Consider the following 12,905-nt stretch of genomic DNA (forward strand, 5'->3'; position numbering starts at 1 on the left):
GCCTCCTATTTTAATTGATCTGCAACGAATGGTAACAAACCGATGTGACGAGCACGTTTAACAGCTTGAGCAACTTTACGTTGGAATTTTAACGAAGTACCAGTAAGGCGTCTTGGTAATAATTTACCTTGATCGTTAATAAATTTCAACAAGAAGTTTGCATCCTTGTAATCGATGTATTTAATTCCGTTTTTCTTGAAACGGCAATATTTTTTACGGTTATCCTCTACTTTAGGGGCAGTAACGTATTGAATTTGTTCTCTTGCCATTACGCTGCAACCTCCTTAGTTTTTTTGTTAAACGCACCACTACGTTTTTTCTCATTGTAAGCAACAGCATGTTTGTCTAAACGGATAGTTAAGAAACGTAACACACGCTCATCGCGTTTTAATTGAAGCTCTAATTTTGCGATCAAATCTCCTGAAGCTTTGTATTCAGTTAAGTTGAAGAATCCGTTTGATTTTTTCTCAATTGGATACGCTAATTTTCTCAAACCCCAATTATCCTCTTGGATAATTTCGGCACCGTTATCAACAAGAACTGCTTTAAATTTAGCTAATGCCTCTTTTGCAGCCTCTTCAGATAACAATGGGGTTAGAACGATAACAGTTTCGTACTGATTCATTGTTATAAATTATGTTTTTAATTTTTTAATCCCGAGGTATATTACGGGGTTGCAAAAGTAGCAATATATTTCTTAAAATCAAATGATTGAGCAGAAAAAAGAAGAATGAAACGGAGCAAAGATCGAGGAGCAATGAATAAAGCATATAATTGCAAATTAATAAATGAATTTAAAGGCAAATTTCATATTTAGTAAAATCAAGTTCAGCAAATCATTAGCAGTCTATATTCACCATCTTTCTCTACAGGCGCCCGATGAATACACGGCAGAACTGGTTTTTCAGGATGATCTACTGCTAATCTCCAGATATGACCTAGCCCCAGGTTTAGTGGTTGCGCATTTGGTTTAGGCTGATAATGCAAGTTGAAATAATTTTCAATCAAAAAAGTCTCAAATTCTTCTTCTGGTCCATCGTACATAGCTTTTAGTTTCTGCCGAACTTCAGGAATTAAAATCTTTTGCTCTGCATCATCATTAGCCACAATTTCACTAGCCGCACCATAATATGTACATAAATAAGTATCAATACCAACGGGTGAGCGATCTACATGGAATGAATAAACATCTGTTGAGATGAAATCCAACTCTTCATCGCGTTCGTAATTTTTAATCAAATTAAGTGAAGGCAATGCACCACAAGCCGTTAATAAGTTAAAGTCATCTATAATAATTTCCCTTGCCCTACTTCCCTCTTCGGAGAGCTCCAACGATTTAATTGTTTCTAAAGACACTTCTGTCAAGTTGCCTTCTAATTGCAGATTTGATACTATTTCAGCAAAATCTCCAGTTAAATTTCTGTACCAGCAGATTGCATTTTTAACGCCCTGAAAATCTGAGTTAACTAATTGATTAAACGTTGATACTACTGCAGCACTTTTGTAATTAGAAAATTCATTATCCATATCCTAGAATAGCCGCTTAGTAATATATTATAAAACAAAAATAACGAATAATAACATTTCTAACTAAAAAGCCCATAAAACAAAAAAAGGAGATACTGTGAGTATCTCCCTAATTAGTTTGTTTGGTTGATTGTTTTAGCGAGTTTGTATTGTATTTGTAAACGACTCATTGTTATGTTTTACAACAAACGTTAGCGAGTCTCCATCAGCTTTACCGATGTTAAATTTTTTGATCAGTTTCGATCTATCTTTGAAAATTTGAGAATAAAGTTCATCATTACGCTCGTTAAATACAGCAACCTCGATTGGCATATTATCTTTAACCTGATAATCAAGCGTAATTAAATCTTTTACTTTGGTAATTTTTGGCTTAATCACCTCTGTTATTCTACTGGTTAAAATTTGAGCTTTATCATATGCTATTTTAACTGCATATTCTGCCACTGTAGTGCCCGACTCCACTTTAAGCGTATAATTTCCCTCAGGAAGTGCATTTAAGTCATATGTTTTAGTTAATCCAGCTGTTCCTTTAAACTTCTGATCAAAAAGTAAGTCATTATTCTCAGAAAAAACAGAAAAGCTGAATTCTTTATTGTTTCTCATTAAGAAACTTATTGATTTCTGTTTTTCGTTTTTAACTTTTAAAGAAAATTCATTGTCATTTGCTTGCGCAATCGAAACAGTGAATGATAAGGCAGCAATTAAACCGATTTTAAAGAACTTTTTCATAACTAAATCATCTAATGTGTGTACAATTATTTTATACTGCTAAATTACTTTAAGAAAACACACAGAAATTACGCTATATTTTCAGATATATATGTAAAATTATCCTCATTATCATTAAATTTATATCAAACCATCAATTAAGCACATTATTTAACCTACAATTAACATTAAATTGTCATGAAAACTTTAAAACCAAGCTTTGAAGTTGTCGAACCATCCTTTGGAAGCTCATTTTACTATTCTAAATATGTAGAAAATGAAAACAATAAAGCACATGTGTGGCATTATCATCCAGAAATAGAAATGGTTTTTGTAAATGGAGGTTCGGGAAAGCGACAAATTGGTAGTCACGTTTCTTTTTATACCGATGGCGATTTGATTTTAGTAGGCAGTAACCTGCCACATTGCGGTTTTACGGATAACAATACGGGAAACAAAAACGAAACCGTTATCCAATTCAAAGCCGATTTTTTAGGACAGCAATTTCTTGAGCTGCAAGAGAATAAATTTTTAAGAGACTTATTTATAAAAGCAAAGGGTGGAATCGCCTTCGGTGAGAAAACCAAAAAGGCGGTTGGTGTTCATATAGAAGCTATGGAAGATCAACAACCATTTGAAAAACTGGTTACACTGCTCACCGTTTTAAAAACGCTGGATGGATCGAAAGATTTAACCATTTTGAATGCTTCGGGCTTTGCAATGGAGATGCAAATTCAGGATAATGATCGAATCAATATGATATTCAATCATGTTAAAGATCATTTTCAAGAGCAAATTAACCTGGAAGATGTGGCAGAAATGTCGGCAATGACGGTACCCTCTTTTTGTCGCTACTTCAAAAAAATTACTAAGAAAACGTTTACCCGTTTCGTAAATGAATATCGCGTTGTACATGCATCTAAGCTTTTGGCCGAAAAACACATCAGCATTACCGCCATTTCTTTAGAGAGTGGCTTCAATAACTTTAGTCACTTCAATAAAATTTTCCACGAGTTTACTGGTAAAAGTGCATCAGAATACAGAAATGAGCTGAAATCGATTATAAAATAACCAACAGAGATAAATCATTTCGAAGTCTTTATCTTTAATAAAATATCTACTATATGGCAAAAGCATATATTATATTGCTCCTAATAATACCTTTTGTTGCATTATCTCAAGAGAAAGACAATTACTTAAAAAGGCTTAAAGCTGTTAAAAACAGATCTTTAACTTATTACAACATAGATGGAATTGATTTCACCAGCCAAACTTTTACCAGTCCCTTTACCGATAAAGATCTAAAATTCGCATACCGGAAATATTCCATAACAAACAACGATCTCAAATCGAAGGTCGATAGCCTGGCTTATAATAATGTACATATCACTAAACGCGAAAAAATATCTGATAGTTTACATGCAATTTCGTCGTACTATTTTATAGAGGATAAACAAAAACTGACTACTGTAATTTGCTTCACCTATTTTGGTACCCCTAACCAGCAATTTGAGCGGGAACTTATTAACCTCATTGTAGAAGACAAATTACCTCCCAGTATTTTTGAAGACAATCAAATTGACAGCATTGATTTTGCTGGCAGAAAAATTCAGTTGAGCAACAGCTGCTATTGGACCAATGTAAACACCGTTCAGTGTCCTTATTTAGGAGAAATGAATTGGTCGTTACATCAAACACTGCAAAGTGCAACAAAGGCGATTCAAAATCAACTGACTGTAACTGGACTAAGAAAAGGATTAAAAATTATTTCCAAGACAGAGGTAAAAGTCATTTTTGAAAACACACCTACAACGGCACTAAAAGTTGTTTATGGCTTTACTGGGCTCACCAATTTAGCGGTAAAAACCTCTGGAGGCAAAACGTTAATCGCGTATTATGTTGCCGATAAGGTGAGAGATCATTATGTGAGCTGTGTGATGAGTTTTTGGGATAATGATAAAATATTGGAGAATGGATTACCGCCATTGCTCGATAAAGTGATGCAATTGGGCAAATAGTCAACTTTTCAACATTCACATTTTTCAATAAAACTCCATCTAAATTTTTCCTATTTTCGTGCCGATGGAAAATTTTATTGTTTCTGCCCGTAAATACCGTCCGGCCACGTTTGAAACCGTTGTTGGGCAGCAGCATATTACCGGCACGCTAAAAAATGCCATCAAAAACAATCAGCTGGCCCAAGCTTTTCTTTTTTGCGGTCCACGGGGCGTTGGTAAAACTACCTGCGCCAGGATCCTTGCGAAAACCATTAACTGCACCAATCCTACAGCAGATATGGAAGCTTGCGGAACTTGTGACAACTGCCTGTCTTTCCAAAACGGACACTCTTTTAATGTTCATGAATTGGATGCGGCATCAAACAACTCGGTTGATGATATCCGTAGTTTAATAGAGCAGGTTCGCATACCGCCACAAGCCGGTAAATACAAAATTTATATTATTGATGAGGTTCACATGTTATCTCAAAGTGCATTTAACGCATTTTTGAAAACATTGGAAGAACCACCATCTTATGCTATTTTCATTTTAGCTACTACAGAAAAACATAAAATTCTGCCAACGATTTTATCACGTTGTCAAATTTTTGATTTTAACCGCATTCAGGTTGAAGATATTTCGAGCCATTTGGCTGCCATTGCACAACGTGAAAACATCGCTTTTGAAACTGATGGCTTACACATTATCGCTCAGAAAGCAGATGGAGGTTTACGTGATGCTCTATCGATGTTTGATCAGATTGCAAGTTATGCAAACAAAAACATCACTTATAAGGCTGTAATTGATAATTTAAACATTTTAGATTACGATTATTTCTTTAAGCTTACCTCCTACCTAACCGCAGCAGAAGTAAGTGAAACATTATTATTGTTTGATGAAATTCTGAATAATGGGTTTGATGGAAATAACTTTATTAATGGTTTAGCTACACACTTCCGTAATTTGCTGGTAGGTAAAGATGCAGCAACGATCAAACTTTTGGAGGTTAGCGAGAACATCAAACAAAAGTATCTGGATCAATGCAGGCAAACCGAGCTTTCATTTTTATTAACAGCATTAAACCTGGCTAATAATTGCGATTTAAATTATAAAAACTCCAAAAATCAGCGTTTACAGGTAGAACTTGCACTAATAAAAATGTGCCATATTCGATCGGTAGTTCATTTAGCACAGCAACCTTTAAATACGAGTAACACAGCAACTGACGGAGATCAGGATAAAAAAAAAACTAATGTCGTAGCCGAAAAGGCTTCTGAAGTTGAAAGTTCAAAGTTGAAAGTGGAGGCTGAAAATCCTTCGTCAATTGGCCCCAATAAACCTCAAGCTGAAATTCCTGCAAGTATTTCATTAAACGAAAAACCGAAAGAAATTCCTAAACTCAGCATACCATCCGCTACTTCCATTAGCATTAATATCCCGAAAAAAAATGTTGGAACATTAATCCCCTCATTAAATGATTTGGAAAGACTTGCTACTGGAGAAGATGATGGAACGCCAAAAACTGTAACTGGCGAAGCCAGGCAACAGTTTAGCTACGATAGACTATTAGAAGTTTGGAACAGCTACATTCAGATACTTAAGAAAGCTGATAAAATTAATTTGTTTACAATTCTCAATAATTTTGCTCCTACCCTTGTCAACCCAACGCTGATTGAAATCTCTGTAGAAAGCAAAACACAAGAACAATTAATTGTTCAGGAGTCAGTCGAATTAATGAACTACCTGAGAAATGAACTTCAAAATTTCGCCGTTGATATTACTTTTAAACAGGTGGAGCGAAAAATTGAAAACAGGCTGTATGGCAATCGTGAAAAGTATGATTATTTGGTTAACAAAAATCCAAAACTCGACGAATTGCGCAAAAGATTTAATTTAGATATCAATCCATAATATGATCATCGCTGAAAAAAAAGCTACTATAAAAAGCCTAGTTTATGCCTCCATCGGTTTTGCCTTGCTATTTGGCATTTTCATAGCATTTACAAACGGCATTTGGTATGCACTCATTGCTGGCCCCATTACAGGTGCACTTTGGGGTTTGATGATGTACTTGTTTGTTAACGCTAGAAAAGTAAAAGAGCAAACGATACTTGAAGGTGTTGAAGCCAGCGAGGTTATTTATTCTGGCGGTGCAAATCATTTCAAAAATGCAGAAGCCGTTGGCGGCACATTGTATCTTTTGAGCGATCGTTTAGCATTCAAATCACACCAAGTCAATATTCAAAACCACACCCTCGCCATTAAGATCAACAATATTCAGGATATTATTTTCTATAACACTTTAGGCTTGATACCAAATGGTTTGAAGATTATTTTAAAGGAAGGAGCAGAAGAAAAATTCGTAGTGAATCATCGAGATATCTGGAAAAAAAATATCCAGATTTTAATTGATCAACCCCATTCACAAACCGCATAAAAAAAAGCAGGCTTCATAATATGTATCCTGCTTTTCTGATTATGATTGTGAAGTCAATCAACCATTTTTATGTTTAGCTATTTTAGCGGCGTATCGTTAATGGGATAACCTTCTTCATCTAGATCATCACGGTTATCTTCTGGTGTACGGGCTAAAATTTCGTCCTCTGCATTCAGTCTTACGCTTTCTCCATTATCCACATGCATGCCGAGCTCTTCTAAATTGTCTTCTGCAATGTCCTCATTACTAGCATATTCATCACCAATATAAGGGTTCGCCTCGTCATAGGTAGAATCGTCATCCTTCGCTCCTACTGCCACAGTTTCATAGCCCATCGGGTGATCATAATCTTTATCGGTTCCATTCACATCTAATTCGTAGCTGCCTTTAACCTTATCGTAGGCTAAATTCTCTTTGTTGATTTCAGCGTTTTCTGTTGTGCTATGTATCTTATCTTTTGATCCTTTATTTTCGTTATTTTCCATGTTTTTGTCTCCTATTGTTTTATAAATATACAACAAAGATGCAAAGAGATGGTTTGCAAAACAGTTCTTTATAATTTGAAATCTAAATGGTTAAAAGACTTAGGTTTTCCAATAGTGCAATAAAATCTTCAAAGAAAATTAATAGTGATAATTTACCGGTTTTAATCTTATTCGGTAAGTAGCCAAAATATTTCTTAAACGCACTTGTAAAATGAGTGGCATGTTTGTAACCCATTCTTTTAGAGATTTCTGAAACTGTAGTATCTTCTTCAATCAACATATTTCTGGCCTTTTCCATTTTATGCTGATTAAGATAGGCAAAGACAGTTTTTCCAAACAAGGCTTTAAAATCCCTTTTCAAATTAAACTCATTTGTCCCTACTAAGTGAGCAAGGGCTCGTAGCGAAAGCTGATCTCCGGATTGTTGAATAAGAATTTCCCGCACTTCGTGCATCCTCTCCATCTCTATCTTTTTAAGCTTTGCCGGCGCTTCGCTATTCTGTAGCTGTTCAAACTGTGAGATTTGTAGAGCAAAAAGCTCGATCGCTTTAGATTCAAGCAGTAACTGATCTGAAAATGTGGATTGATCTGAATTGCCTAACTTCTGCAAAATCGCACTGATTTCTGGCGTAATAGGCATATTGATGGTTGATAATACCATTTGACTATCTAAATCTTCATTCAACAGCAGCTTATAGGCAGGATGTTCATGAGGTAGAAATCGTTTTAAAAAAGACTTACTTAGGTTGATGAACAGCATATCATCGGAAGTATCAACCAGTATTCTCGTAGATTTAAAAGCCAATCGAAATAGATTATGTTGTTGGCTTGCTATTTCGACAAACTCATGGTTAGATCCAGATTTAGAAACCTTTATATTTCCCTTCAGCACAAATATCATTTGATAGGTTTCCTTTTCCAATTCATCTGGATGGTTCAACCTGATTTCTATTTTATTCCTATCGTAAATTGAAGTGCTGTAACTCACTTCCATATTTTGATTGTATAAGAATACGTTCTCTACCGCTTGTCGAGATTCTCCTTTTGGCGTTACAATTTCTTCTGATTGCGTCATATTCAGATTTTATCTTTGCGCAAAGTTATTCTTATTAAGACCTATTCTAAAGAAGAATTTAAAAAAGTTACATAATCGATGAAAATATCGCTACTATCCCTATTCTTCCTTTGCTTTTCTATAGTTGCTATCGCTCAAACAGCAACTCTTTCCGGGAAAATCACCAATAATAGCGGACAGCCGATGGATGGTGCAACAGTTATTATCAAAGAGCTTAATAGAAGCACGATGACTGATGAGAAAGGGAGGTACGAATTCAAAGACGTTAAATATGGTAGTTACACACTGTTAATCAGCTCAGTAGTTTCTGAAAAGAAGACGCAAAATATAAACATCAATTCACCAAGCATCGTATTCAATACCAAAGTGAAGGAAAATGTTAATCGCGATTTGCAGGAGGTAAGTATAGCTGGCAAAACCGAAAAACGCAAAATGGAAACCAGTGGTTTTGCAATGTCTATAATCGAAACCAAAGAGGCTTCATTGAGAAACCTCACCACAAATGAACTTCTAGACCGGGCAGTTGGCGTCAGAGTTCGTCAGAATGGTGGCGAAGGATCGCCCATTGAATATAATTTGAATGGCATGTCGGGCAGTACCATCGGTTTGTTTTTAGATGGAATTGAGATATCAACTTACGGCTCTTCCTTTAATCTTAATAATATTCCTCCATCGATGATTGAACGCATAGAGGTTTACAAAGGCGTACTTCCATCTCATTTAAGTGGAAATTACATCGGCGGCGCCATCAACGTGATCATGAAAAAAGATGCCTCAGCAAATAACATAACTGCTGCAGCTTCTTATGGATCTTTTAATACCTACAGAGCAGATGTAAGTGCATTATACCGCAATCAGAAAAATGGCTTTACAGCAAGAGCATCGGGCTTTTACAGTTATTCGGACAATAATTATGAAATGTGGGGAAAGTTTTCAAAATACACTTTGCCTGGCGGAAGAATTATTAGAAACTATCGCACCAAGCGGCCTAATGATGAATTTGAAACCATTGGTGGCCGATTTGAAGCGGGTTTCACCAATGTAAAATGGGCAGATCAATTTTTTATCGGCTACAACATTTCAGATTCATATAAACAAATTCCACATGGGATAACGATGACTAAGCCCTACTTCGGAAGATTTAACGAGTATCAAGCGCATGTTTTAAGCTTGAATTATAATAAGAATAACTTTTTGTTGGATGGTTTAGCACTTACTGTTAATGCGGTTCACAGCAGAAGAACCACTTATCTGGAAGATACGGTAAGTTTAAAATATAACTGGGATGGAACGCTGCTGGTTAAGAATTCCGAAGGCCCGCCAGAGACCTATGGATATAGTCCGGGCATGGGGCAGCAAGGTGTGGCGGTAATGAGTAATATCGAACGTAAAATTTCCAACATCCGCTCGAATTTAGCTTACACCATTGTGTCTGGCCACCGTGTCTCGTTGAATCATAAATTCGAGCAATCTGACCGGAACGACCAGGACCTGCTGATTCCGGAACGCAGTAAGTGGATTACGCTTAACGGATTAACTACGAATATTTTCGCCATGAACTATGAGGCCGAACTTCTTCGTGGGAAATTGAAAACCAACATTTTTGGAAAGTATGCCATCTACAAAACTAACCAGCAAAGACCAATAAGCGAATTAAATGGCGTACTAAATTATCAAAACAGCAGCACTACCAGAGATAATAAAGGCTTCGGTGGTACGCTTTCTTATGAAGCAATTCGCAACGGATTTTTGATTCTATCCGCAGAGAAATCATTTATCATGCCTACTGATAGACACATATATGGTGAACCAGAAAACAATTTGCTGGCTAACCCAAATATTTTGCCGGAATTGGCCATCAATTACAATTTGGGTGGACGATACAACTTTAACACATCAAACCAGCATAAATTCTCATTGTATGGAAATGCTTTCTGGAGAAATGGTTACGATAAAATTATTCAACAAACCCGTGTAGATCCTGTAATTGAAGGACGTGAAAATCAGGTAGAAGATATCCAGGTAACTCAGTTTGTTAATTTATCAAAAACACAATCTATTGGATTTGAGGCCGAGGTTAATTACATCTATGCTAACAAATTAAACGCTATGGTAAATTTCTCAAAATTCAATTCACTATACAAAGTCGAGCTTGATGAACGCGGAAATCCAAACAGCTTATACAACAAACAGGTTCCGAATGAACCTTTCTTTACAGTGAACGGGAATATTCAGTATCGCTTCGATAACCTATTTCAAAAGAAATCTGTAATGAACGTTTACTACAATGCCGGATATGTAGCCGCTTTTAGTACCATTTGGATTGAATCAGAATGGTTTACTACCCCGAACCAATTTACTCATGATTTAGGAGCAAGTTATCGTTTCCCTACTGGAAAACTGGTTGCGAGCCTAGATTGTAAAAACCTGCTAAATGCTGAAGTATACGACAATTTTGGTGTGCAGCGACCAGGAAGGGCATTTTATTTTAAATTGAATTACACTATAAATAACTTTAAATAAGTATAACATGAAAACTAATTTACTAAAAACCGCATTATTCGGATCAGTATTAGCCATCAGTGCCTTAGCTGGTTGTAAAAAAGATGGTGGAGATTCACCAGAAACTGGTGTTTCGGGACCAGATATTTGGGATAGAAAATTTATAACATTGACTGCTGCTTTTCCAGATGCTGAAGGTACCGCTGGAAATGGTGGCACAAGAGCTTTTGCTATTACGCTTGCGCAAGCTATTGATCCTAACTTCGAAGTAAATGTATTTGCGAATGGATACGGTTTAAGGTCTCAGCGTACTGCCCGTGTACAAAGTTCTCCAAACGGAAACTTTTTATATAACATTCAGTACACAGGTACAGATGGTGGCATCTTTAATAAATATAAAGTAGAAGGCGATAAAAACTTTGTAGATACTCGTGAAGAGGTAAACACTGAGCCGATTCTTGGTTCGTCTCCTCGTTGGGTAGTGGCTGGCGACGGCATTGGCATAGGTGTATTTGCATCATCTGTGATTACTGGCGCTCCGGCTACTGGCGCAGGAGCTGATTTTGTTGATGTAAAAAGTACAGCTAAAATTGCAGTGCTTAACTTAAATGATCCGCAAATTACCCGTCAAACAGAGTTTACCATACCTTTTACTGCTGAGCAAACCAAAGCAGGTTATCAAATTGGCCGCATTGATGTACCGGTTTTAAATGCAACAAAAACCAAAATTTTTATTGGCTGTAATGTGTCTAGAACAGATGTAACTAAGAAATCTGGTGTAAATACTGCTGGTACTGCGCAAACCTGGTCTACAGGGGTAAGAGAATTGGGTACAGCAACCTTAGTTGTTGATTATCCATCGTTAACCAACCCTAAATTGATCTTTGTAGATCCTAATATCAGTAAAGTAAACAACCACTCTTATCGCACCATGACGCAATATGTGGGTACCGATGGAAACGTTTATCAGGCTACAGCAACTTCTGGCGCTCAGATTTTGCGGATCAATGCTTCTACTAACGAATATGATAACACTTATAATTTCAATTTAAAAACTGCTTTAGGTACAGCTAATAATGTTGCTATCAGCGCCTGGAAGTACATTAAAGATGGTGTTGGTATCGTATTATTTACTGAAACTGGGGTTCAGGGTGGATACTTGGCGTTGATCGATTTAAATGCTAAAACTGCTACCAGATTAACTACAGAAAAACAAACTGATGGTGGTTACTCAGGTTTAACTGCTGCTCAAAATGGCGGAACCGCATTAACTGGCACATTCGGTCAGTTTCAAAATATTGGCCTTGCAGGCGATAATGTTTATATTCCAATGACGCCAAACGGTGTTGATGGAAATTTATATGTAATCAATTACAAAACCAAAACAGTTACTAAAGGCGCCAAATTAAAGAATCAATCTGGCAGCTTTTATCTAGGTGCTTACTAGAGAAAAAAAACATTTTTATCAGGGCAATCACTATGGTTGCCCTTTTTTGTTATTTAAATCCTCGCACATTTTCAAATTAAAGTGCCTGATTTTATTTATATTCATAGGATGAATTAACACTCCGATGAATGAACAGTACCTGAATAAATACAGAATTCCTTCTGCAAGATTGCAGACTTGGGATTATGCCAATGATGGCGCCTATTTTATTACGATTTGTACAATGGACCGACGTCATTTTTTTGGCAAGGTGAAGAATGGCGAAATGATACTAACAGATGCGGGCGTAATTGCCGATATTTTATGGCATGAAATAAAACATCATAACATCAATATCGAACTGGGCGAATTTATCGTAATGCCTAATCATATTCATGGGATTTTGATTTTGGATGGAAATAATGCCGGGGATGATGTACAGACAAGGCATGCCTTGTCTCTAGCGCCACCACACAATCCCCATCCCACCGCCGATATCCCAAAATCACCCGGACAATTACGCTTTCAAAACCAGGGCAAAAATTCCATATCTTCTATCGTTGGAGGCTACAAATCTGCTGTAACCAAACATTGCAACAGATTGGGCATTGAATTCGGATGGCAAACCCGCTTTTACGACAACATTATTCGTGATGACAGGGCTTTCGAAACCATTTCTAATTATATTGCAAACAATGCAACTAAATGGGAAATCGATAAATTCCACAGCAAAAAATCATAAAAAAA

Annotated in this window: 13 protein-coding genes; 7 read left to right on the plus strand and 6 right to left on the minus strand. The window is 36.4% G+C overall.

Features of this window, described 5'->3' with window-relative positions:
* Nucleotides 1–5: 5 nt before the first annotated feature.
* The 4 genes from rpsR to ACZZZK_RS07425 form a co-directional block, all read right to left on the minus strand.
* Nucleotides 6–269, minus strand: a complete 264-nt coding sequence (gene rpsR, locus ACZZZK_RS07410; protein WP_010599582.1) for a 30S ribosomal protein S18 — start codon at nucleotides 267–269, stop codon at nucleotides 6–8.
* Nucleotides 269–625 carry a 30S ribosomal protein S6 gene (gene rpsF / locus ACZZZK_RS07415; protein ID WP_010599581.1) on the minus strand — a complete coding sequence of 119 codons (357 nt, stop codon included), beginning with the start codon at nucleotides 623–625 and terminating at the stop codon, nucleotides 269–271. Before rpsF ends, rpsR begins: the two co-directional genes overlap by 1 nt.
* A 203-nt stretch (nucleotides 626–828) precedes the next feature.
* Nucleotides 829–1,527, minus strand: a complete 699-nt coding sequence (locus ACZZZK_RS07420) for a DUF1826 domain-containing protein (RefSeq protein WP_463483583.1) — start codon at nucleotides 1,525–1,527, stop codon at nucleotides 829–831.
* A 135-nt stretch (nucleotides 1,528–1,662) separates the two neighbouring features.
* The gene (locus ACZZZK_RS07425; protein ID WP_463483584.1) at nucleotides 1,663–2,256 is read right to left on the minus strand and encodes a hypothetical protein; all 594 of its coding nucleotides are present in this window, start codon (nucleotides 2,254–2,256) and stop codon (nucleotides 1,663–1,665) included.
* 177 nt (nucleotides 2,257–2,433) lie between these two features.
* Here ACZZZK_RS07425 and ACZZZK_RS07430 point away from each other — a divergent pair, with 177 nt between their 5' ends.
* From ACZZZK_RS07430 to ACZZZK_RS07445, 4 genes are all read left to right on the plus strand, one after another.
* Complete coding sequence (locus tag ACZZZK_RS07430; RefSeq protein ID WP_463483585.1) at nucleotides 2,434–3,306, plus strand: AraC family transcriptional regulator; 873 nt, start codon at nucleotides 2,434–2,436, stop codon at nucleotides 3,304–3,306.
* Nucleotides 3,307–3,359: 53 nt separating this feature from the next.
* The gene (locus tag ACZZZK_RS07435) at nucleotides 3,360–4,253 is read left to right on the plus strand and encodes a hypothetical protein (RefSeq protein ID WP_463483586.1); all 894 of its coding nucleotides are present in this window, start codon (nucleotides 3,360–3,362) and stop codon (nucleotides 4,251–4,253) included.
* A gap of 64 nt (nucleotides 4,254–4,317) precedes the next feature.
* The gene (locus ACZZZK_RS07440) at nucleotides 4,318–6,144 is read left to right on the plus strand and encodes a DNA polymerase III subunit gamma/tau (protein ID WP_463483587.1); all 1,827 of its coding nucleotides are present in this window, start codon (nucleotides 4,318–4,320) and stop codon (nucleotides 6,142–6,144) included.
* Nucleotide 6,145: 1 nt separating this feature from the next.
* Nucleotides 6,146–6,670 (plus strand): hypothetical protein, encoded by a 525-nt coding sequence (locus ACZZZK_RS07445; RefSeq protein ID WP_463483588.1) that lies wholly within the window; start codon nucleotides 6,146–6,148, stop codon nucleotides 6,668–6,670.
* 77 nt (nucleotides 6,671–6,747) lie between these two features.
* Here the strand turns inward: ACZZZK_RS07445 and ACZZZK_RS07450 are convergent, their stop codons facing one another.
* Nucleotides 6,748–7,155, minus strand: coding sequence for a hypothetical protein (locus ACZZZK_RS07450; protein ID WP_463483589.1), 408 nt, complete (start codon nucleotides 7,153–7,155; stop codon nucleotides 6,748–6,750).
* A gap of 82 nt (nucleotides 7,156–7,237) precedes the next feature.
* Complete coding sequence (locus ACZZZK_RS07455) at nucleotides 7,238–8,230, minus strand: helix-turn-helix transcriptional regulator (protein WP_463483590.1); 993 nt, start codon at nucleotides 8,228–8,230, stop codon at nucleotides 7,238–7,240.
* 78 nt (nucleotides 8,231–8,308) lie between these two features.
* Here ACZZZK_RS07455 and ACZZZK_RS07460 point away from each other — a divergent pair, with 78 nt between their 5' ends.
* The 3 genes from ACZZZK_RS07460 (at nucleotide 8,309) to ACZZZK_RS07470 (ending at nucleotide 12,900) form a co-directional block, all read left to right on the plus strand.
* The gene (locus ACZZZK_RS07460) at nucleotides 8,309–10,753 is read left to right on the plus strand and encodes a TonB-dependent receptor (protein ID WP_463483591.1); all 2,445 of its coding nucleotides are present in this window, start codon (nucleotides 8,309–8,311) and stop codon (nucleotides 10,751–10,753) included.
* Between the two features lie 7 nt (nucleotides 10,754–10,760).
* Entirely contained in the window at nucleotides 10,761–12,179 is a 1,419-nt protein-coding gene (locus ACZZZK_RS07465) for a hypothetical protein (protein ID WP_463483592.1), read from the plus strand.
* 124 nt (nucleotides 12,180–12,303) lie between these two features.
* Nucleotides 12,304–12,900, plus strand: coding sequence for a transposase (locus ACZZZK_RS07470; protein ID WP_463483593.1), 597 nt, complete (start codon nucleotides 12,304–12,306; stop codon nucleotides 12,898–12,900).
* Nucleotides 12,901–12,905: the final 5 nt, after the last annotated feature.

This window comes from Pedobacter sp. AC163 (assembly GCF_979258665.1).

What these genes read in the sequence shown, in the direction of transcription:
- ACZZZK_RS07440 (WP_463483587.1), top strand. Translation starts at nt 4,318, where the DNA reads ATGGAAAATTTTATTGTTTCTGCCCGTAAATACCGTCCGGCCACGTTT.
- ACZZZK_RS07470 (WP_463483593.1), top strand. Translation starts at nt 12,304, where the DNA reads ATGAATGAACAGTACCTGAATAAATACAGAATTCCTTCTGCAAGATTG.
- ACZZZK_RS07430 (WP_463483585.1), top strand. Translation starts at nt 2,434, where the DNA reads ATGAAAACTTTAAAACCAAGCTTTGAAGTTGTCGAACCATCCTTTGGA.
- ACZZZK_RS07465 (WP_463483592.1), top strand. Translation starts at nt 10,761, where the DNA reads ATGAAAACTAATTTACTAAAAACCGCATTATTCGGATCAGTATTAGCC.
- ACZZZK_RS07460 (WP_463483591.1), top strand. Translation starts at nt 8,309, where the DNA reads ATGAAAATATCGCTACTATCCCTATTCTTCCTTTGCTTTTCTATAGTT.
- rpsR (WP_010599582.1), bottom strand. Translation starts at nt 269, where the DNA reads ATGGCAAGAGAACAAATTCAATACGTTACTGCCCCTAAAGTAGAGGAT.
- ACZZZK_RS07435 (WP_463483586.1), top strand. Translation starts at nt 3,360, where the DNA reads ATGGCAAAAGCATATATTATATTGCTCCTAATAATACCTTTTGTTGCA.
- rpsF (WP_010599581.1), bottom strand. Translation starts at nt 625, where the DNA reads ATGAATCAGTACGAAACTGTTATCGTTCTAACCCCATTGTTATCTGAA.
- ACZZZK_RS07425 (WP_463483584.1), bottom strand. Translation starts at nt 2,256, where the DNA reads ATGAAAAAGTTCTTTAAAATCGGTTTAATTGCTGCCTTATCATTCACT.
- ACZZZK_RS07450 (WP_463483589.1), bottom strand. Translation starts at nt 7,155, where the DNA reads ATGGAAAATAACGAAAATAAAGGATCAAAAGATAAGATACATAGCACA.
- ACZZZK_RS07445 (WP_463483588.1), top strand. Translation starts at nt 6,146, where the DNA reads ATGATCATCGCTGAAAAAAAAGCTACTATAAAAAGCCTAGTTTATGCC.
- ACZZZK_RS07420 (WP_463483583.1), bottom strand. Translation starts at nt 1,527, where the DNA reads ATGGATAATGAATTTTCTAATTACAAAAGTGCTGCAGTAGTATCAACG.
- ACZZZK_RS07455 (WP_463483590.1), bottom strand. Translation starts at nt 8,230, where the DNA reads ATGACGCAATCAGAAGAAATTGTAACGCCAAAAGGAGAATCTCGACAA.